We start from the raw sequence: 18,362 nt of genomic DNA, 5'->3' as shown, positions 1-18,362 counted from the left end.
TTTTGCGAAATTATGCACAAGCTCAGAGTCGAGTACTCCATAACCAGTTGTTTTTATTGATTTCAAGCAATTCATCAAGCTTTCACACAGAACCCTTGGTTGTTTCTATATGCAACCATAGTTACTGCACCAGAGACTGTAAAGATATTCCTACAGGCAGCACGAAACAGGTCCGGCTTTCGCTTGTTAACAGTTATGCAAGAGTCATGCCACCAAGGCCCCACATGCGCCGCAGGCAGCGCTTTGCGGGATCTGGCGCGATGCAGTACAAAGGCAGCAGCCCCTCCCACTGCCACCAAGGTTTCGCCATGCGCATCCACGGCACATGCCACTGCCAAGCGGTTCGCTTTACCGCCTTGATCGATCCCGCCCAAGTCAGCGTATGCCATTGCACCGACTGCCAGGTGCTGTCCGGCGCACCGATGCGGGCAATTGTCAAAGCCGCAATCGCTGATTTCTCGCTGCAAGGCGCCGTACAGACCTATACCAAGACCGCGCAAAGCGGCCAACGCCGCGACCAGGTCTTCTGCCCCGTTTGCGGAACGGCGCTGTATGGTTGCGCCGCCCAGAACCCGGAGTTTGTCGTGATCCGCCTAGGCTGTGTGGAGGAACGCGCACAGCTGCCGCCGCAGCGGCAGATCTGGACCGCATCGGCCATGCCCTGGCTGGGCGACTGCCTGGCGCAGACTGGGGCTGCATGACTGGTTCAGATCTAGCGCAGGCCCTCCCCTGGGTCTGCGACAATCCTGGCATGCCTCGCCAGTTTGAATTTGCCGACTCCGAAATCAGCCGCATCCACCGCACTGCACAGGGCTGCAGCATCGCTTTTTCAGCCGCGCTGATCAGCGAGCGTCAGGCAAGCGAGACCCAGCGCAGCTACAGCAATGGCCTGCGCCTGGTCCTAAGCCCCTGCCCGCCAACACTCTCCGACGAATCGCAAGCCTTCGGGCTGCTGGTTGGTGGCATGCTGCGCATGGGCCAGCAACAGCTCCGCACGCTGGCGGTGCCCAGCGACTACCAGGCAGAGGCGCTCAGCCTGCATCTGCAATTTGCCAATGGGCTGGAGCTGCAGTTCATCGGCAACAGGCTCCGCTGCGACGCTAGCGAACAGGCCCAGCAGATGGAGGTTCTGGCATGCTAAAACCCCCTCTCCCCAAGGTGCTGGTCAGCGGTTGCCTGCTTGGCCAGCCCGTGCGCTATGACGGCAGCCACAAAGGCGCGCAGCACGCGGTGCTCGACCGTTGGCTGGCACAGCAGCAAGTGGTCAGCCTTTGCCCGGAGACGGCTGCAGGCCTGCCCACGCCCAGGCTGCCCGCAGAGATCGTGGGCGGCACCAGCATGGCGGTGCTGCGCCATGCCGCCCAGGTACGCGACAGCGCAGGCAACGATGTGACCGCTGCCTTTGTGCATGGCGCGCAACTGGCACTGCAACTGGTGCAGCGCCATGGCATTCGGGTAGCCGTGCTCAAAGAGTTCAGCCCGACCTGCGGCTCCAGCCAGGTCTATGACGGGCAATTTGCCGGCCACACCGTGCCCGGCGAGGGCCTGGCCTGCAGCCTGCTGCGCCAGGCAGGCGTGGCGGTATTCAGCGAGCAGCAATGGGAAGAAGCCGCAAAGCAGCTGGAGGCCTATGCTGTTTGAAGGCACCCTGCAATCCTGGAACGACGAGCGCGGCTTTGGCTTTATCGCCCCCGATGGCGGTGGGCAGCAGGTGTTTGTACATATCTCTGCTTTTGACCGCAACACCGTGGTGCGCCCCCAGGCCAAGCAGCGCCTGAGCTATGTGCTGGAAAAACCTGCAGGCGACAAACCACGGGCCAGCCGCGCCCGCGTGCTGGGCGTTCAGCCACCAGGTGCTGCAGCGCACCCGTCGCCCCAACCACGCCCCGGCGCCGCAGCGCCGCGCCCTCAGCGCCCGCCTGTCGCCACGGGAAAATCTCGCCCAGCCGGCGCCGCTGAGCTGCTGTTTATTCCCGGATTGGCGTGCCTGCTGCTGGTGCTGGGCCTGGGTTTTGGCTCCACCTGGCGGGCTGCGGGCTGGTATGCGCTAGCCTCGGTGGTCACTTTTGCCTGGTACGCCTGGGACAAGGCTGCCGCACAGCGAGGGCATTGGCGCACCCCTGAAAAGCACCTGTGGCTGCTGGGTTTGCTGGGCGGCTGGCCGGGCGCCTTGCTGGCCCAGCGCTGGCTGCGCCACAAATCCAGCAAGCAGCCGTTTCTGCAGGTGTTCTGGCTGACCGTGGTGCTCAACCTGGTGGCGCTATGCCTGTTGTATTCGCCGCTGGGGCAGCGGCTGGGGCTGCCCACATTCTGACGGCCCACCAGGCTTACACAGACTGCTGCCTGATCTGCGCGGCCAACTGGCCAATGCGCTCGTCCGATAGCTCCTCGGTCGCCAGGCTCTGGCGCCCCGCCCATTGCGCAAAATTGCGCGCTTGGCTGCGCTCGTAATGCGGGTCGTAGTGCAAGGCCATCAACTCAGAAAACAAGGGCTCCAGCGCCCCCTGCGCTGCCCAGCCCTGCCAGCGGCCCACGACCTCCTTGCCTTGCAGCTCCTTGAGATAACCAAGCTTGGTGGCCAGCAGCCCGGCATCCGCGCCCAGATAGGCGTAGTCACGCAGCAAATATGCCAGCCGCGCCTGTGCTGAGGCCTCGATCTCGATAATCGGGGCCTGGCGCATATGCTCCACCAGCGCCAGCGGCACAGAGATTCGCCCGATCTTGGCGCTCTCGCCTTCGATGTACACCGGCCAGCTCAGGTCGAACTGCGCTATCTGCGTGGCCAGCAAGGTCTCGAAATGCTTCTGGCTGGGCTGCTCCACCCCGGGCAAATGGCCCAGCAGTGAGCCCTTGTGGCTGGCGTAACCTTCCAGGTCAATCACCTGCGCACCTTGCTCTGCCAGCGCATGCAGCACCCGGGTCTTGGCACTGCCGGTGGCACCGCACAGCACCTGCAAGCGCAGCTGCGGCACGAGCGACTCCAGCCGCTCGATCACATGGCCCCGAAAGCCTTTGTAGCCGCCAGCCAGTTGCTGCGCATCCCAGCCCACCAGGCGCAACCAGGTCACCATCGAGCCGCTGCGCAGGCCACCGCGCCAGCAGTAGACCAGCGGCTTCCAGTTGGCGGGTCGGTCATGAAAGGTGTCGCGCAGGTGGCGTGCCAGGTTGGCGCTCACGTAGGCGGCGCCCAGGCGCTTGGCCTCAAAGGGGCTGACCTGCTTGTAGATGGTGCCGATCTGGGCACGCTCTTCGTTGCTCAGCACCGGGCAGTTGATCGCCCCCGGAATGCGGTCAAGGGCAAATTCAGCGGGGGAGCGGGCGTCGACAATGGTGTCGAACTTGTCAATGTCGCTGATGCGAACAGGCTGGCGATGGGACATAAGGCAGACGCTGGCGGCAAAGCGCCAGTCAAAAGATCAGGGCAAGTGCCTCGGGTCCCTTTGCAAAACGCCCATTGGGCGAGGGTTTTGCAGCGCATCCCTGATCCAGCGACGAGCGCTGGCACGGCAACTACGCAGAGTGATCGAGCCTCGATACAGCCATCGCAAACCGGTGCGAACCGGCCTGCGCTGCGCGAAAGAGCGGATTATCCCATGTACCCGCACCCGACAGTATTCAGCCGTCGACTGGGTGGGCGGGCGTTTGCAGCAGCAGCTGGTAAAAAGCCAGATCCAACCAGCGGCCAAACTTGAACCCCACCTGGGGCAGCAGGCCGACTGACTTGAAGCCCAGCCGCTCATGCAAGGCAATCGAGCCGGCATTGGCCGCATCAATGGCACCGACCAAGGCATGCACATCCTGCGCTCTCGCCTCATCGATCACCGCCTGCATCAGCTGCAAGCCCAGGCCTTTGCCGCGCTGGTCCTCGCGGATGTACACCGAATGCTCCATCGTGTATTTGTAGGCCGGGTAGGCCCGGAACGCGCCATAGCTGGCAAAGCCCAGCAATTGTCCTTCTGCGTCTTCCAGACCAATCACCGGGTAGCCGCCTTTGACCTTGGCATCAAACCAGGTGCGCATGTTCTCTAGACTACGGGGTTGGTAGTCATACAGCGCTGTGCTGTTGACGATGGCGTCATTCAGGATCGCCAAAATAGCCGGCGCATGCCGGTCGTGGGTGCAGCGCACCCAATGTCTCTCAGTCATCCAAATCTCCACAAAGTACGGCAACCCAGGCAGGCTTCTTAGGGCAATTGGCGGCGCAATGCCTCAAAAAACAGCGTCGATTGCAGACGCTCGCCATTGGCCTGCTCGGCCACTGTGGCGGCCAAAGCCGGATCGCAGGGTGCCAGGGCGAACCCGGTGGATTGTGCCAGCACCTGCGCCTGGCAGGCACGCTCCAGGTAGTACAGATCGTCGAAGGCATAGTCCATGCGCTCGCCGCAGACGATGATGCCGTGGTTGCCCAAAAAACTGATGTCCGCGCCTTGCATCGCGTTGGCAATGCGCTCGCCCTCGCGCTCGTCCAGCGCAAAGCCGTTGTACTGCGCGTCGATGGCCAGCCGGCCATGAAAGCGCATTGCATTCTGGCTCAAGGTGGTGTCCAGCGCGCGCTGCGTCGTCAAGGTCAAGGCGCTGGCATAGGGCATGTGGGTGTGCAGCACGCAGGTTTTGCGAGCGATGCGGTGTACCGCCGCATGGATGAACATCGCCGTGGGCTCGACCACATGGCCACCGGCCACCACCGCGCCCTGGGCATCAACCATCACCACATCGTCGGCCTGCACCTCGCTCCACATAAGCCCGCGCGGGTTCAATAAAAAATGCTGCCCGTCAGGCAGCGCCATGCTGAAGTGGTTGCACACCCCCTCCCCCAAGCCATAGTGCGCAGCGGCCCGCAAGGCCAAGGCCATGTCCTCGCGCATGCGCAGCACATCGGGCTGGGTAAACAAGGGGTGGGACAGCGCGGCGGGCGTGTAAGGGGCGTTCATGGCGTGCATTTTGGAAGAGTACAACCACCAGTATGTCGCCAGCCCCCGCGCCAGACAATGGGGAAAGCGACAGCTTTCGCCTGCGCACAAAAAAGCCCGCCAACAAAGCGTGGGCGGGCTGATTGGATCAAGCTTTTTGCGCTTGTTTATTTGACCAAGGTCGCACCCGTTTTGGACTGCACCTCGTCAAAGCTGACTTCGGGCGCCAGCTCCACCACCTTCAGGCCTTCGGGGGTCACATCAAACACGCCCAGGTCGGTGATGATGCGGTCCACCACGCCCACGCCGGTCAATGGCAGGGTGCAGTTGGGCAGAATCTTCAGATCGGTGGTGCCGTCTTTCTTGCGTGCCACATGCTCCATCAGCACAATCACGCGCTTGACGCCGGCCACCAGGTCCATCGCGCCACCCATGCCCTTGACCATCTTGCCCGGAATCATCCAATTGGCCAGGTCGCCCTTTTCAGACACCTGCATGGCACCCAGGATGGACAGGTTGATCTTGCCGCCACGGATCATCGCAAAGGACTGGTCCGAGCTGAAGATGGACGAGCCGGCAATCGTGGTCACCGTTTGCTTACCCGCATTGATCAGGTCGGCATCGATCGCCTCTTCCGTCGGGAAAGGGCCAATGCCGAGCATGCCGTTTTCCGATTGCAGCCACACTTCCTTGTCACCGGTGTGGTTGGCCACCAGCGTAGGAATGCCGATACCGAGATTCACATAGAAGCCGTCTTCCAGCTCTTGCGCCGCGCGTGCGGCCATTTGGTCTTGGGTCCAAGGCATGACAGGCTCCTTACTGCTTCTCGGTAATGGTGCGCTTTTCGATGCGCTTCTCGGGGGTGGCGTTGAGCACCAGGCGGTGCACATAGATACCCGGCAGATGGATCTCGTCGGGCTTCAAATCACCGACTTCGACAATCTCTTCGACCTCGACGATACAGACCTTGCCGCAGGTCGCTGCTGCCGGGTTGAAGTTGCGTGCCGTCAGGCGGAACTGCAGGTTGCCGCTCTTGTCGGCGCGCCAGGCCTTGACCAGGGACACATCGGCCACGATGGCGCGCTCCATCACATAGGTCTCGCCATCAAACTCGCGCAGCTCCTTGCCCTCGGCCACTTGCGTGCCCACACCGGTCTTGGTGAAGAAAGCGGGGATGCCGGCACCGCCAGCGCGCATCTTCTCGGCCAGGGTGCCTTGGGGGGTAAATTCCAGCTCCAGCTCGCCGGCCAGGTACTGGCGCTCGAACTCTTTGTTCTCGCCCACATAGGACGCGATCATCTTCTTGATCTGGCGCGTCTCCAGCAGCTTGCCCAGGCCAAAACCGTCCACGCCGGCATTGTTCGATGCCACGGTGAGGTCCTTGACGCCGCTGTCACGCAGCGCTTCGATCAAGGCCTCGGGAATCCCGCAAAGGCCAAAGCCGCCCACGGCCATTAACTGCTTGTCCGCCACCACGCCTTTGAGCGCGTCTGCAGCACTGGGGTAGATCTTATTCACACTTGTCTCCTGATAAGAAGGGCTTGTTTCGCCAATCAAGCATACTACGTATTAGGATACGTAGTATTTCGTAAAGGGGACAATTTTTGCCATGGCAGTGACACCACTCGACTACCGACAAGCCTTTGAAATGGCGCCTGTGGGCCTGGTGGTGTCCCACCGGCGGGTCATGATCGACTGCAACGAGCAGGTCTGCGACATGTTCCGCACCTCGCGCGAGCTGATGATGGGCCAGTCCTTCCAGATCCTCTACCCCAGCGCCGATGAGTTTGAACGCCTGGGCCGGCGCATCGCCCCCATCATGGGCACCCACGGTCTCTACTCCGACAACCGCATCATGAAGCGCGCCAACGGCGAGATGTTCTGGTGCCATGTGATGGGCCGCGCCTTCAACCGCGAGGACCCGCATGAAGGCGGCGTCTGGAGCTTTGAGGACCTGAGCGCGCTGCGCCCGGTGCGTGCCGAGCTGACGGCCCGCGAGCGCGAGGTGGCCGCGCACCTCCTGGAAGGCATGACCAGCAAGGAGATTGGCCGCTGCCTGGGCATCAGCCACCGCACGGTAGAGATCTACCGCACCCGGCTGATGCGCAAGTACGGCGCTGATTCATCCGCCGAGCTGGTGCAAAAGCTGCTGGCCGGTGGCAGCTCACTCGATATCGTGCTGGGCCCGGACGATATCTAAACCCAGCACAAAAACTTGCTCGGCACTGCCGAGCAAAGTTCTTTCAATGCAGCTTCATGCGGCCCGACACGCGCTGCTGCAGCAATCGGGCCAGCGCCAGCACCGCCGTCTTGCCGGTTCCCAAAATGGCGCGGTGGTGCATCAGGTGCAAAGACATATACATCCACTTGGCAATCAGGCCTTGCACAAAGAAGTTCTTGCCCGACAAGCCGCCCATTAGATTGCCCACGCCCTTGTTGTCGCCCAACGAGACCAGCGAGCCAAAGTCCTGGTAAACAAACACCTCGTCGAACGAGCGCTCCTTGAGCGCGGCAAACAGCAGCTTGCACAAATAGCTGCCCTGCTGGTGGGCCGCCTGGGCGCGCGCCGGCACGGTCTTGCCCTCCGTCCAGGTGGCGGCTGCGCAATCGCCCATCGCATAAATGCGGCCGGCACTGGTGCGCAAATGGTCGTCCACCACAAACTGGTTGATGCGGTTCACCTCCAGCCCCAGGCGCGCATTGCTGTCCGCTGCCTTGATGCCGGCGGCCCAGACGATCAGACCCGCTGGCACCTCGCCGTTGGAGGTGATCACCTGGCCCTGCGCCAGCGACTGCACGCGCGTGCCCGTCATCACCCGCACGCCCTTGCGCTCCAAGGCCACCTTGGCCTGCTCCGAGATGCGTGGTGGCAGGCCGCCCAAGATCCGCTCACCGCCCTCGATCAGGCTGATATCGAGCCGGAAGCGCTGGCTGTCCGACAGGCTCTCGAGCAGCATCTGGTGCGCCTCGATCAGCTCGGCCGACAGCTCCACCCCCGTGGCACCGGCACCCACAATGGCGACAGCCAGCGAACGCGGCTCGGCATACGAGGCATGGGCGCAGGCGCCAAGCCAGTCGGCATGGAAGCGCTGCGCATCCCGCACGCTCTCCAGCAGATAGGCATGCTCGATACCTGGCGTGCCAAAGGAATTGGAGCCACTGCCCATGGCCAGCACCAAGTGCTGGTAGCTGATGACGCGCTCGGGCACCACCTGCTTGCCCGCATCGTTGATGACCGGTGCCAGCACAATGCTTTGCTTGGCCGCATCCAGCCCCATGAACTCGCCCATGGCAAAGCTGAAATGGTTGCGCCGCGCCAGCACGGTGTAAGACAGGCCTTCCTGGTGCGCGTCGAGCGTGCCCGCTGCCACCTCGTGCAGGGTCGGCTTCCAGATATGGAAGGGCATTTTGTCCACCAGCAACACACGCTCGCGCCCTTCGCGCGCGCCAAGCTTGCGCCCCAGCTGTGCGGCCAGCTCCAGCCCACCTGCACCGCCGCCCACAATCACCACGTCATAGTGCATGTACGATCCCTCATAAAGTTGCCTGCCATTGTTGACCATCGCCAGACTTTTTGCACCCAGGCGCCCGATTCACAATGGCAATCCATGGCATTCCACCCTCTGCAGCCCTCACTACCATGCTTGAAGCCATTGCCCCCGACCTTTGGAGTGCTCGCCAACACATCAGTGTGCATGGGCTGCCGGTGCGCAGCCGTATGGCTGTTGTACGCCTGCCTGACGGCACGCTGTGGCTGCACTCGCCCATTGCACCCTCGCCTGCGCTGCGTGCGGCCCTCGATGCGCTGGGCACCGTGCGCTGGATCGTCGCCCCCAACCGCATGCACCACCTGTTTGCTGGCGACTGGCAGGCGCATTACCCGCAGGCTGAGCTGTGGGGTGCGCCGGGCCTGGCCGCCAAACGCCCGGACCTGCCCCAGCTGCACAGCCTGGACCAAGCCCTGCCCGCCGCCTGGCAGCCCGCCCTGGCGATGCAGTTTTTTACCGGCATTCCCATTCTCAACGAATGCGTCTGGCTGCACCAGCCCAGCGCCAGCCTGATCGTCACCGACTTGCTGCAGTACTACCCGCAGGATTTGTCGCTGTCCGCGCGCCTCTTCAACAGCTTGAACGGCACACGCAGCCGCCTGGCGATGCCGCGCGCGCTGCGCTTTGCCATCAAGGACCGGGCGGCGGCCAGCGCATCTGCCAGCGCCCTCTGTGCCTGGCCGGTCGAACGCCTGGTGCTCGCCCATGATGCGGTGCTCACAGAGAATGCCGGCCTACAGCTGCAGCAAGCGCTGGCATTTTTGCGCGCCCCTCGCCGATAAGCCATGCACTGCGGCGCAGCGCAGCGCGGCGCTGTCAGGACACGCGAAAGCTCTCTAGATGGATGCTGGTCTCGCTGTTGCTGATGCCCTTGATCAACCGGATGCGTTCAAGCACCTGGGACAGCGCCTCCAGACTGGCCACTTGCAGCTCCGCCAGCACATCCCAGCGGCCATTGGTGCTATGCAGTGCAGCCACGCCGGGCTCGCCCAGCAAGGACGCCATCACGCGGCGCGTGTCATTGCCCGTGATCTCGATGCTCATCCAGGCGCGCAGCACATCGGGCTGCACATCGGGGCGCAGGCGCACGCTGTAGCCCACGATCAGGCCGTCGCGCTCCAACCGGTCCATGCGGTTGGTAACGGTGCCGCGCGACACGCCCAGTTTGCCCGCCAAGGTAGCCACGCTCTCGCGGGCATTCTGGCGCAGCAGGCTGATTAAGGCCTGGTCAATATTATCGATATGCACAATACAGCCTGACTAATTGCTCTGAATCCTGTCATTTTCTACCACTTTTGGCACTTTGCTTTATGACTGCTTGCGCAGACACTGCTTGTAACTGCTGCTGCACAGCCTCGGTTCTGCAGCCAGCGCAAAAATCAAAAGGAGCAAAAAATGACGAACCACCCCGGACAAGTCGACTTTCTGAGCACCGACGCCGCCGCCCTGCTGGTCCAGCGTGTGGGCCTGACGGACCTGCTGCGCGGCCTGGTCAGCGCTTTGGAGAAGGATTTTTCGCGTTGGGAAGATTTTGACAAGACCGCGCGCCTGGCCCAGCACACACCCGACGGCGTGATGGAGCTGATGCCCGTGGCCGATGCCAGCCACTTTGCGTTCAAGTATGTCAACGGCCACCCCAAAAACCCGCAGCGGGGCATTCCGTCGATCATGGCTTTTGGTGCCTTGATGCGGGCCGACACCGGCGCGCCCATCTTGCTCAGCGAGCTGACCTTGACCACCGCTTTGCGCACTGCCGCCACTTCGGTGATGGCCGCCAAGCTGCTGGCCCGGCGCAGCAGCCGCAGCATGGCGCTGATCGGCAATGGCTCGCAGAGCGAATTCCAGGCCCTGGCCTTTGTCGGCCTGCTGGGCATCCAGTCCCTGCGCCTGTTTGACATCGACCCCGCCGCTACTGACAAGCTCATCCACAACTTAAGAACGCAGCTACCTGGCGTGCAACTGCAGCGCTGCAGCAGTGCAGCTGAAGCCGTGCAAGGCGCCGATATTGTCACCACCGTCACCGCAGACAAGGCCAATGCCACCATCGTCAGCCGCGCCATGGTGCAGCCTGGCATGCACCTGAACGCCGTCGGCGGCGACTGCCCTGGCAAAACCGAGCTCGATGCTGCCATCCTGCTGGACGCCAAGGTCTTCGTCGAATTTGCACCGCAAAGCCGTATCGAAGGCGAGATCCAGCACATGCCCGAAGACTTTGCCGTGACCGAGCTCTGGCAGGTGCTGCGCGGCGAGCGAGCCGGCCGCCTGCACGAGGACGACATAACGGTGTTCGACTCCGTCGGCTTTGCGCTGGAAGACTACACCGCCTTGCGGTATATGCACGCCCTGGCCCAGCAACACCAGCTGTTGCAACCGCTGGCCCTGCTGCCACAATTGCGCAATCCCAAAAACCTGTTCGAGCTGCTATTGCAGCCCGAAGCCCCCCATCACGACCTAGCCCCAACCCACTGCCATGCCATCCCAGCCTGACCTCCTTCGCTCGCCCTCCACCGCCCTCAGCCTCATCGGCGTGCCCACCGATATCGGCGCAGGCCGCCTGGGCGCGGCCATGGGGCCCGACGCCTTGCGCGTGGCCCAGTTGGGGCCGGCCTTGGCGGAGCTGGGCTGCGAGGTGCGCGACCTGGGCAACCTGTCGGGCCCCGCCAACCAGCGCAAGCCGCGCGATGCGCGCCATGGCGATCTGCGCAACTTTGGCGAAGCCGTCGCCTGGAACCAGGCGGTGCACGACGCCGTGCACGGCGAGCTGGCAGCCGGCCGTATGCCTTTGATGCTGGGCGGCGACCACAGCCTGGCGGTCGGCTCGATCAGCGCCGTGGCACGCCATTGCCGTGATACGGGCAAGCGCCTTTATGTGCTATGGCTCGATGCCCATGCCGACTTCAACACGCCCGAGACCTCGCCTTCGGGCAATATCCACGGCATCCCGGTGGCCAGCCTCTCAGGCCTGGGCCCGCGCGAGCTGACGCACCTGGCCGGCTTTGCGCCAGCGCTGGGGCCGCAATCGCTGTGCCAGATCGGGCTGCGCAGCGTGGATGCGCAAGAAAAGCATTTGATCAAAACCCACAACATCGATGTGTTCGACATGCGCGCCATCGACGAGCTGGGCATGCGCGAAACCATGCTGCGCGCCCTGGCGCCGCTGGCTGGCTGTGATCCCAGCCAAACCCATCTGCACCTGAGCTTTGATGTGGACTTTCTCGACCCCGAGATTGCCCCAGGCACCGGCACCACCGTGCGCGGCGGCCCCAACTACCGCGAAGCCCAGCTGTGCATGGAGATGATTGCCGACACCGGCCTGCTCGGCTCGATCGACATCGTCGAGCTGAACCCCGCACTCGACCTGCGCAACCAGACCGCCGAGCTGGTGGTGGACCTGGTGCAAAGCCTGTTTGGCAAAAGCACCTTGGTGAAAAACGTACACCGCTGAGCACCGCGCAGGCTGAGGGGCCCGCCTGCGCTTGCCTCGCAGGGGAGACTTGCTTGTAGGCATTGTCTGACGGCAGCGATCCGGCATCCGATGCTGTAATGGCGCCTGTCTGCCCTTCCAAACGCAGTGCTTGCATCCCCTCAACGCGGTCGCCCTGGCTGCTGATTGGTTTTTCTTAATCATCGAGTTGCGGATATTCAATCAGTGCAGGCGGCTGGGACAGGCGAGCGGCATTCATAATCAAAAAACATGGAAACCGACACATCCATCGGAATTTCCTCCCATCGGATACCGCCTGGTATCTGGCGCCCTGTCAGCTTGAACCGGAGAACCCCCATGACCACTGAATCCAAGTGCCCCTTTCACAGTGCAGCCCCCCAGCGCAACAGCGAAACGGCCGCCCAAGGCAATGGCACGACCAGCCAAAGCTGGTGGCCCAACCAGTTGCGTGTAGACCTGCTCAGCCAGCACCACCCGGCCAACAACCCCTTGGGTGAAAACTACGATTACGCCGAAGCATTCAACAAGCTCGATTACGAGGCCGTCAAGCGCGATCTGCGCGCCGTGATGACCGACTCGCAAGACTGGTGGCCGGCCGACTTTGGCCACTACGGCCCGCAGTTCATCCGCATGGCCTGGCATGCGGCAGGCACCTACCGCGTGCAAGATGGCCGTGGCGGCGCGGGCCGCGCCCAGCAGCGTTTTGCACCGCTCAACAGCTGGCCCGACAACGTCAATATCGACAAGTCGCGCCGCCTGCTCTGGCCCATCAAGCAAAAATACGGCAACCAGCTGTCCTGGGGCGATCTGATGATCCTCTGCGGCAACGTCGCACTGGAAACCATGGGCTTTCGCACCTTTGGCTTTGCCGGTGGCCGGGTCGACACCTGGGCACCCGACCAAGACGTGTACTGGGGTGCCGAGAAGGAATGGCTGGCCTCCAGCGACAAGCCCAACAGCCGTTACAGCGGTGACCGCGATCTGGAAAACCCGCTCGCCGCCGTGCAGATGGGCCTGATCTATGTGAACCCCGAAGGCCCGGACGGCAATGGCGACCCGATCTCAGCCGCCCGCGACATCCGCGATACCTTTGCCCGCATGGCCATGGACGACGAAGAAACCGTGGCGCTGATCGCCGGCGGCCACACCTTTGGCAAGACCCATGGCGCTGGCGAAGCCAGCCATGTGGGCGCCGAGCCCGAGGCCGATGGCATCGAAGCCCAGGGCCTGGGCTGGACCAGCAGCTACGCCTCCGGCAGCGGGCGCGATGCCATCACCTCCGGCCTGGAAGTGACCTGGACGCAGACCCCTGCCCAGTGGAGCAACTTCTTCTTCGAGAACCTGTTCAAGTACGAATGGGTGCAAGAGAAAAGCCCGGCCGGCGCCATCCAATGGGTGGCCAAGGATGCGCCCGATGTCATCCCCGATGCGCATGGTGGCCCGAACAAAAAGCCCACCATGCTGACCACCGATCTGTCGCTGCGCCAGGACCCGGCTTACGAAAAAATCTCGCGCCGCTTTCTGGAAAATCCCCAGGCCTTTGCCGAAGCCTTTGCCCGCGCCTGGTTCAAGCTGACCCACCGCGACATGGGCCCGCGCAGCCGCTACCTGGGCCCGGAAGTGCCCAAGGAAGAGCTGGTCTGGCAAGACCCGCTCCCCGCCGTGACGCACCCCCTGGTCAACGCCGATGACGTCGCCAGCCTCAAGGCGCAAGTGCTGGCCTCGGGCCTGACGGTGCAGGAGTTGGTCGGCACAGCCTGGGCCTCGGCCTCCACCTACCGGGGCTCGGACATGCGCGGCGGCGCCAATGGTGCCCGCATCCGCCTGGCCCCGCAAAAGGACTGGGAAGCCAACCAGCCCGCGCAACTGGCCAAGGTGCTGGCGGTGCTCGAAGGTATCCAGCGCGCCTTCAACAAGGCAGCCGATGGCGACAAGCGCATCTCGCTGGCCGATTTGATCGTGCTGGCCGGCAATGCCGGCGTCGAAAAGGCCGCCGCCGATGCGGGCGTGCCCACCACCCTGCCCTTCCACCCCGGCCGCAGCGATGCCACGGCCGAGCAGACCGATGCCGCGTCCTTCCAGTACCTGGAGCCCAAGGCCGATGGTTTCCGCAACCACCTGCAAGGCCGCTTTGCCGCGCCGGCCGAGGCGCTGCTGATCGACAAGGCCCAGCTGCTGACCTTGAGCGCCCCGGAGCTGACGGTGCTGGTCGGTGGCCTGCGCGCCATCAACATCAACACCGCTGGCAACCCGCAAGGGGTGCTGACTGCCAACCCCGGCGCACTGAGCAATGATTTCTTCATCAACCTGCTGGACATGGGCACCCAGTGGAAGCCCCAGGAAGATGGCAGCTTTGTGGGCCTGGACCGCAAGAGCGGTGCCCAGCGCTGGACCGCCAGCCGTGTCGACCTGGTCTTTGGCTCCAACGCGATCTTGCGCGCTGTGGCCGAGGTCTATGCCCAAGCCGGTGCCAAAGAAAAAATGGTCAAGGACTTTACCGCCGCCTGGACCAAGGTGATGGAGCTGGACCGCTTTGACCTGAAGTAAAACCGCAAGGCGCGAGCCTTGTGCGGCAGTACTGCCCGCCCGTCCCTGCTGCAGGGGCCGGCGGGCATTTTTATGGCGGACTACTAAGCCGGCGTGCTGGCCGGTGCACTGGCCAGCCATTTGCCACTGGGCCAGCCGCCTGAGGCCACGGCCTCTTGCAGAATCTGGCGCAGCACCGCCACGGTGGCGCGCACTGGCTTGGTCATGCTGCGGTTAGTGGCATGGGCCAGCGCAATCACCCGCTTGAGCTCAGGCTCGGTCAAGGGCGCGCCCTCCAGCCGGCCCGCGGCCAGGTCGTTCACCACCGCAATCGGCGGCAGGATGGTGTAACCCAGGCCATCGATCACCACGCTGCGCTGCACCGGCAGCGCATCGGTCTCCACGCAGATATTGAGCTGCAGGTTCTCCAGCGCGCAGGCATGCTCCACCAGCAAGCGGATGCCATGCGGGTTGCTGGGCAGCACCAGCGCCCGGCTCGCCATCTCTGCCATGCGCACCGAGGCAGCGCCTGCCATGCCGCAGCCCTTGGGGCCCAGGCCCCATAACTCCTCTTCGATCAGCGGCTCCAGCACCAGATCGGGGTGCTTCTCTGCCGCGTACAGCAGGGCCACATCGACCTGGCCATTGGCCAGCCATTGCCTGAGCGTGCCGGCATAGGCCACCGTCAAACGCAGCTTGATGCCCGGGTAGCGGCTGGCAAGCGCTGCCACCAGCGCGCTCGATACCACATCGCAGGTGCTGGGCAGCAGGCCAATCGTCACCAGCCCGGTCACCTCCTCTTGCGTGCCAGCCAGCTGCAGCCGGGCTTTCTCCAGCTCGCCAAAGGCGCGGCGTGCGTAGCTCGCCAGCTCGTGGCCCTGCTCAGTCAGCACCATGCCGTGGCGCTCGCGCTCAAACAGCGCGCAGCCCAGGTCTTCCTCCAGCAGCTTCAACTGGCGCGATACGGCCGGCTGCACCACATGCAACAACTCCGATGCACGGGTCACGCTGCCGGTGTCGGCCACGGTCAAAAAGGCTTTGAGCTGCTTGAAATCCATGCTGCACCTTCGATCAGATTAGGTAATACAGATATCAAAAATTGTGATTATTCAAATCACTTGATCACATTTTATGATGCCTTCACTGGTTCACAAAACGGAAAGCAGATGAACGCCAACCCCAACCCACCGCCCTGGCAAAAAGATATATTTCAGGCCCTCAAGGAGGCCGGCATTCAGCAAGTGGCCTATGTGCCCGACGCCGGCCATTCCTATGTCATCAAGAGCGCCATCGCCGATCCCGAGATCACCGATGTCGCGCTGACCACCGAAGAAGAAGGCGTGGCGGTTGCGGCCGGCGCCTGGCTGGGCGGCCAGCGCGCGGTGCTGCTGATGCAAAGCAGCGGCGTCGGCAACTGCATCAATATGTTCTCGCTGCTGAGCGCAGCCGACATCCCCTTTCTCACCATCGTCACGATGCGCGGTGAGTACGCCGAGTTCAACCCCTGGCAAGCGCCCATGGGCCGCGCCACCCAAGCGGCGATGGAGCTGATGGGCATCCATGTGATGCGGGTGCGCCGCCCCGAAGACGCGCACGAAGTCGTCAGTGCTGCGCTCGATGGCGCCTTCCTGGCCGGTGCCCGCATCGCCGTGTTGATTGGCCAAGACGTAATCGGCCGCAAGAAATGGGAGAGAAACTGATGCAGACAGCCCACACCTCATCGGCCATGGACCGCCGCCTTTTTGTGGCCCGGCTGCTGGCACAGACCCCTGAGGCCCTGGTCGTCACCGGCCTCGGCTCCGCCTCCTACGATGTGTTTGCCGCTGGCGACCGCGACCACAACTACTACCTGTGGGGCGCCATGGGTGGTGCCTCGTCTGTGGCGCTGGGCATCGCGCTGGCCCAGCCTACGCGCCCGGTGGTGGTCATCACCGGTGACGGCGAGCAGATGATGGGCATTGGCAGCCTGGCCACGATTGCAGCCAAATCACCTGCCAACCTGAGCATTGTGGTGCTGGACAACGGCCACTATGGCGAAACCGGCATGCAAAAAAGCCATAGCAGCCTGGGCACCGATCTGGTAGCCGTGGCACGCGGCTTTGGCATTGCCCAGGTGCAGCAACTGCGCACGGTGGACGAGGCCGATGCGCTGGCCCAGCACATCAACGCCCGCCAGGCCACCACCTTTGTGCAAGCGCTGATCCATGCCGATGAGCCGCCCCGCGCGCTGCCGCCGCGCGATGGCCCCTTTATCAAGAACCGCTTTCGCAGCGCACTGGGCCTGCAGCCGTTCTAACGCGCTGCCGTCTGCTGCCAGGCATGGCCTGGTCGGCGCCCCTTGCGCTTTCCCGCACCATCCGGCGCTGCGGCGCCCTCGCCCCGCAGCCCCTTTCTTGCCCCACCTGCCATGAAACGCTACTCCCTTCAGATTGCCGGCCAGGCCCAGCCGCCCACCAGCGGCCAATGGATTGCCAGCCTCAACCCGTACACGGGTGAGGCCTGGGCGGAGATTCCCGATGGCAATGCCGCCGATGTGGATGCAGCAGTGCAAGCGGCGCACACCGCGTTCAGCAGCGGCGCCTGGCCGCAGCTGAGCGCCACCGAACGCGGCGCGCTGCTGCGCAAGCTCGCAGCGCTGATCGAGCGCGATGCCGACAAGCTGGCCCGCACCGAGGTGATGGACAACGGCAAACTGTTTGCCGAGATGCGTGCCCAGCTGCAGTACATACCGCAGTGGTTCTACTACTACGGAGGGTTGGCTGACAAGGTGCAAGGGGCCACCCTGCCGCTGGACAAAAAAGGCTACTTTGCCTTTACCCGCCATGAGCCACTGGGCGTGGTGGCCGCCATCACGCCTTGGAACTCGCCGCTCTTCTTGCTGGCCTGGAAGATTGCGCCCGCGCTGGCGGCGGGCTGCACCGTGGTCGTCAAACCCTCCGAGTTCACCTCCGCCTCGACCTTGGAGTTTGCCGAGCTGTTCAACGAGGCGGGCTTTCCGCCCGGGGTGTTCAACGTGGTCACCGGCTACGGGGCGCAGGTGGGCAGCGCGCTAGTAGAACACCCGCTGGTCGCCAAGCTGAGCTTTACCGGCTCCGATGTCACGGGCCGCGCCATCAACCAGGCGGCAGCCGGGCAGCTCAAACATGCCTCGATGGAACTGGGTGGCAAATCGCCCAATATCGTGTTTGCCGATGCCGACCTGGAGCAGGCCATGTATGGCGCCATCTCGGGCATCTTTGCCGCCACGGGGCAAACCTGCATCGCTGGCTCGCGCCTCCTGGTTCAGCGCAGCATCCACGATGCCTTTGTTGAGCGCCTGGTGGCCTTTGCCGCGACGGCCCGCATGGGCGACCCGATGAGCCTGGAAACCCAGGTCGGCCCGGTCACCACCCTGCCCCAGTACGAAAAAGTGCTGTCCTACATCGACATCGCCAAGGCCGAAGGCGCCCAGGTGGTGCTGGGCGGCAGCAAGGCCAGCCGCGCCGAATGTGGCAAGGGCTGGTTTATCGAGCCCACCATCCTCACCCAGGTGCACAACGGCATGCGCATTGCGCAAGAAGAGGTGTTTGGCCCGGTGCTGTCGGTGATCCCCTTTGACGACGAGGCCGATGCGCTGCGCATTGCCAACGATGTGCGCTTTGGCCTGGCCGCTGCCGTCTGGACCAGCGATATTGGCCGCGCGCTGCGCATGTCCGAGCGCCTGCAGGCCGGCACGGTCTGGGTCAACACCTACCGCGCCGTGAGCTTTATGGCCCCCTTTGGCGGCTACAAGGATTCGGGCCTGGGTCGCGAAAACGGCCAGAGCGCGATCTACGAATACCTGCAGACCAAGTCGGTCTGGATCAACAGTGGAGCGACCACCAGCAACCCCTTTGTACTGCGCTAGTTCCGTTGTCGAGCAGGGCCGCCAAGAGCACTGCCGACCCCCGTCCA

The 18,362-nt window shown here is 63.5% G+C and carries 20 protein-coding genes; 12 read left to right on the top strand and 8 right to left on the bottom strand.

Annotated elements, in window-relative coordinates:
* Positions 1 to 260 precede the first annotated feature (260 nt).
* The 4 genes from M2375_RS18845 to M2375_RS18830 are packed head-to-tail and all read left to right on the top strand — an operon-like array spanning position 261 to position 2,314.
* Entirely contained in the window at positions 261 to 701 is a 441-nt protein-coding gene (locus M2375_RS18845) for a GFA family protein (protein ID WP_259169488.1), read from the top strand.
* A gap of 50 nt (positions 702 to 751) precedes the next feature.
* Positions 752 to 1,141 (top strand): hypothetical protein, encoded by a 390-nt coding sequence (locus M2375_RS18840; RefSeq protein WP_259169487.1) that lies wholly within the window; start codon positions 752 to 754, stop codon positions 1,139 to 1,141.
* A complete protein-coding gene (locus tag M2375_RS18835) occupies positions 1,135 to 1,641 on the top strand; it encodes a DUF523 domain-containing protein (protein ID WP_259169485.1) in 507 nt (168 codons plus the stop codon). Before M2375_RS18840 ends, M2375_RS18835 begins: the two co-directional genes overlap by 7 nt.
* Positions 1,631 to 2,314, top strand: coding sequence for a DUF1294 domain-containing protein (locus M2375_RS18830; protein ID WP_259169484.1), 684 nt, complete (start codon positions 1,631 to 1,633; stop codon positions 2,312 to 2,314). Before M2375_RS18835 ends, M2375_RS18830 begins: the two co-directional genes overlap by 11 nt.
* Before the next feature lie 13 nt (positions 2,315 to 2,327).
* Here M2375_RS18830 and mnmH read toward each other — a convergent pair whose 3' ends face one another.
* From mnmH to M2375_RS18805, 5 genes are all read right to left on the bottom strand, one after another.
* On the bottom strand, positions 2,328 to 3,380 hold the full coding sequence (mnmH, locus tag M2375_RS18825) for a tRNA 2-selenouridine(34) synthase MnmH (protein WP_259169482.1): 1,053 nt from the start codon (positions 3,378 to 3,380) through the stop codon (positions 2,328 to 2,330).
* Positions 3,381 to 3,615: 235 nt separating this feature from the next.
* Positions 3,616 to 4,146 (bottom strand): GNAT family N-acetyltransferase, encoded by a 531-nt coding sequence (locus tag M2375_RS18820; protein ID WP_259169481.1) that lies wholly within the window; start codon positions 4,144 to 4,146, stop codon positions 3,616 to 3,618.
* Between the two features lie 38 nt (positions 4,147 to 4,184).
* Positions 4,185 to 4,931, bottom strand: coding sequence for an aldolase (locus M2375_RS18815; protein ID WP_259169480.1), 747 nt, complete (start codon positions 4,929 to 4,931; stop codon positions 4,185 to 4,187).
* A gap of 146 nt (positions 4,932 to 5,077) precedes the next feature.
* A complete protein-coding gene (locus tag M2375_RS18810) occupies positions 5,078 to 5,716 on the bottom strand; it encodes a 3-oxoacid CoA-transferase subunit B (protein ID WP_259169479.1) in 639 nt (212 codons plus the stop codon).
* A 10-nt stretch (positions 5,717 to 5,726) separates the two neighbouring features.
* The gene (locus tag M2375_RS18805) at positions 5,727 to 6,428 is read right to left on the bottom strand and encodes a CoA transferase subunit A (protein WP_259169478.1); all 702 of its coding nucleotides are present in this window, start codon (positions 6,426 to 6,428) and stop codon (positions 5,727 to 5,729) included.
* Positions 6,429 to 6,519: 91 nt separating this feature from the next.
* Between M2375_RS18805 and M2375_RS18800 the strand changes: the two genes are divergently transcribed.
* Positions 6,520 to 7,110, top strand: coding sequence for a PAS and helix-turn-helix domain-containing protein (locus M2375_RS18800; RefSeq protein ID WP_259169477.1), 591 nt, complete (start codon positions 6,520 to 6,522; stop codon positions 7,108 to 7,110).
* Positions 7,111 to 7,153: 43 nt separating this feature from the next.
* Here the strand turns inward: M2375_RS18800 and M2375_RS18795 are convergent, their stop codons facing one another.
* Positions 7,154 to 8,434: an NAD(P)/FAD-dependent oxidoreductase gene (locus tag M2375_RS18795; protein WP_259169475.1), complete on the bottom strand. Its 1,281-nt coding sequence runs from the start codon at positions 8,432 to 8,434 to the stop codon at positions 7,154 to 7,156.
* Positions 8,435 to 8,550: 116 nt separating this feature from the next.
* Here M2375_RS18795 and M2375_RS18790 point away from each other — a divergent pair, with 116 nt between their 5' ends.
* Positions 8,551 to 9,240, top strand: coding sequence for a DUF4336 domain-containing protein (locus M2375_RS18790; protein ID WP_259169473.1), 690 nt, complete (start codon positions 8,551 to 8,553; stop codon positions 9,238 to 9,240).
* Between the two features lie 34 nt (positions 9,241 to 9,274).
* Here M2375_RS18790 and M2375_RS18785 read toward each other — a convergent pair whose 3' ends face one another.
* Complete coding sequence (locus M2375_RS18785; protein ID WP_259169539.1) at positions 9,275 to 9,700, bottom strand: Lrp/AsnC family transcriptional regulator; 426 nt, start codon at positions 9,698 to 9,700, stop codon at positions 9,275 to 9,277.
* Between the two features lie 153 nt (positions 9,701 to 9,853).
* Here M2375_RS18785 and M2375_RS18780 point away from each other — a divergent pair, with 153 nt between their 5' ends.
* The 3 genes from M2375_RS18780 to katG all read left to right on the top strand — a co-directional run bounded on the left by M2375_RS18780 (position 9,854) and on the right by katG (position 14,450).
* Positions 9,854 to 10,945, top strand: coding sequence for an ornithine cyclodeaminase (locus M2375_RS18780; protein WP_259169471.1), 1,092 nt, complete (start codon positions 9,854 to 9,856; stop codon positions 10,943 to 10,945).
* Complete coding sequence (rocF, locus tag M2375_RS18775; protein ID WP_259169469.1) at positions 10,929 to 11,903, top strand: arginase; 975 nt, start codon at positions 10,929 to 10,931, stop codon at positions 11,901 to 11,903. Before M2375_RS18780 ends, rocF begins: the two co-directional genes overlap by 17 nt.
* A gap of 336 nt (positions 11,904 to 12,239) precedes the next feature.
* A complete protein-coding gene (gene katG / locus M2375_RS18770) occupies positions 12,240 to 14,450 on the top strand; it encodes a catalase/peroxidase HPI (protein ID WP_259169468.1) in 2,211 nt (736 codons plus the stop codon).
* An 83-nt stretch (positions 14,451 to 14,533) separates the two neighbouring features.
* Here katG and M2375_RS18765 read toward each other — a convergent pair whose 3' ends face one another.
* Entirely contained in the window at positions 14,534 to 15,487 is a 954-nt protein-coding gene (locus tag M2375_RS18765) for a LysR substrate-binding domain-containing protein (protein WP_259169466.1), read from the bottom strand.
* Positions 15,488 to 15,595: 108 nt separating this feature from the next.
* On the opposite strand from M2375_RS18765, the gene M2375_RS18760 reads away from it, so the two are divergent.
* From M2375_RS18760 to M2375_RS18750, 3 genes are all read left to right on the top strand, one after another.
* Positions 15,596 to 16,129 (top strand): thiamine pyrophosphate-binding protein, encoded by a 534-nt coding sequence (locus M2375_RS18760; protein WP_259169463.1) that lies wholly within the window; start codon positions 15,596 to 15,598, stop codon positions 16,127 to 16,129.
* A complete protein-coding gene (locus tag M2375_RS18755) occupies positions 16,129 to 16,725 on the top strand; it encodes a thiamine pyrophosphate-dependent enzyme (RefSeq protein WP_259169461.1) in 597 nt (198 codons plus the stop codon). Before M2375_RS18760 ends, M2375_RS18755 begins: the two co-directional genes overlap by 1 nt.
* 111 nt (positions 16,726 to 16,836) lie before the next feature.
* Positions 16,837 to 18,315: an aldehyde dehydrogenase gene (locus M2375_RS18750; protein ID WP_259169460.1), complete on the top strand. Its 1,479-nt coding sequence runs from the start codon at positions 16,837 to 16,839 to the stop codon at positions 18,313 to 18,315.
* Positions 18,316 to 18,362: the final 47 nt, after the last annotated feature.

The organism is Comamonas sp. BIGb0152 (genome assembly GCF_024809975.1).
Lineage (GTDB): Bacteria > Pseudomonadota > Gammaproteobacteria > Burkholderiales > Burkholderiaceae_C > Comamonas.
The sequence above is the reverse complement of the archived record's forward strand: the minus strand, read 5'-3'. Positions and strand labels throughout refer to the sequence as shown.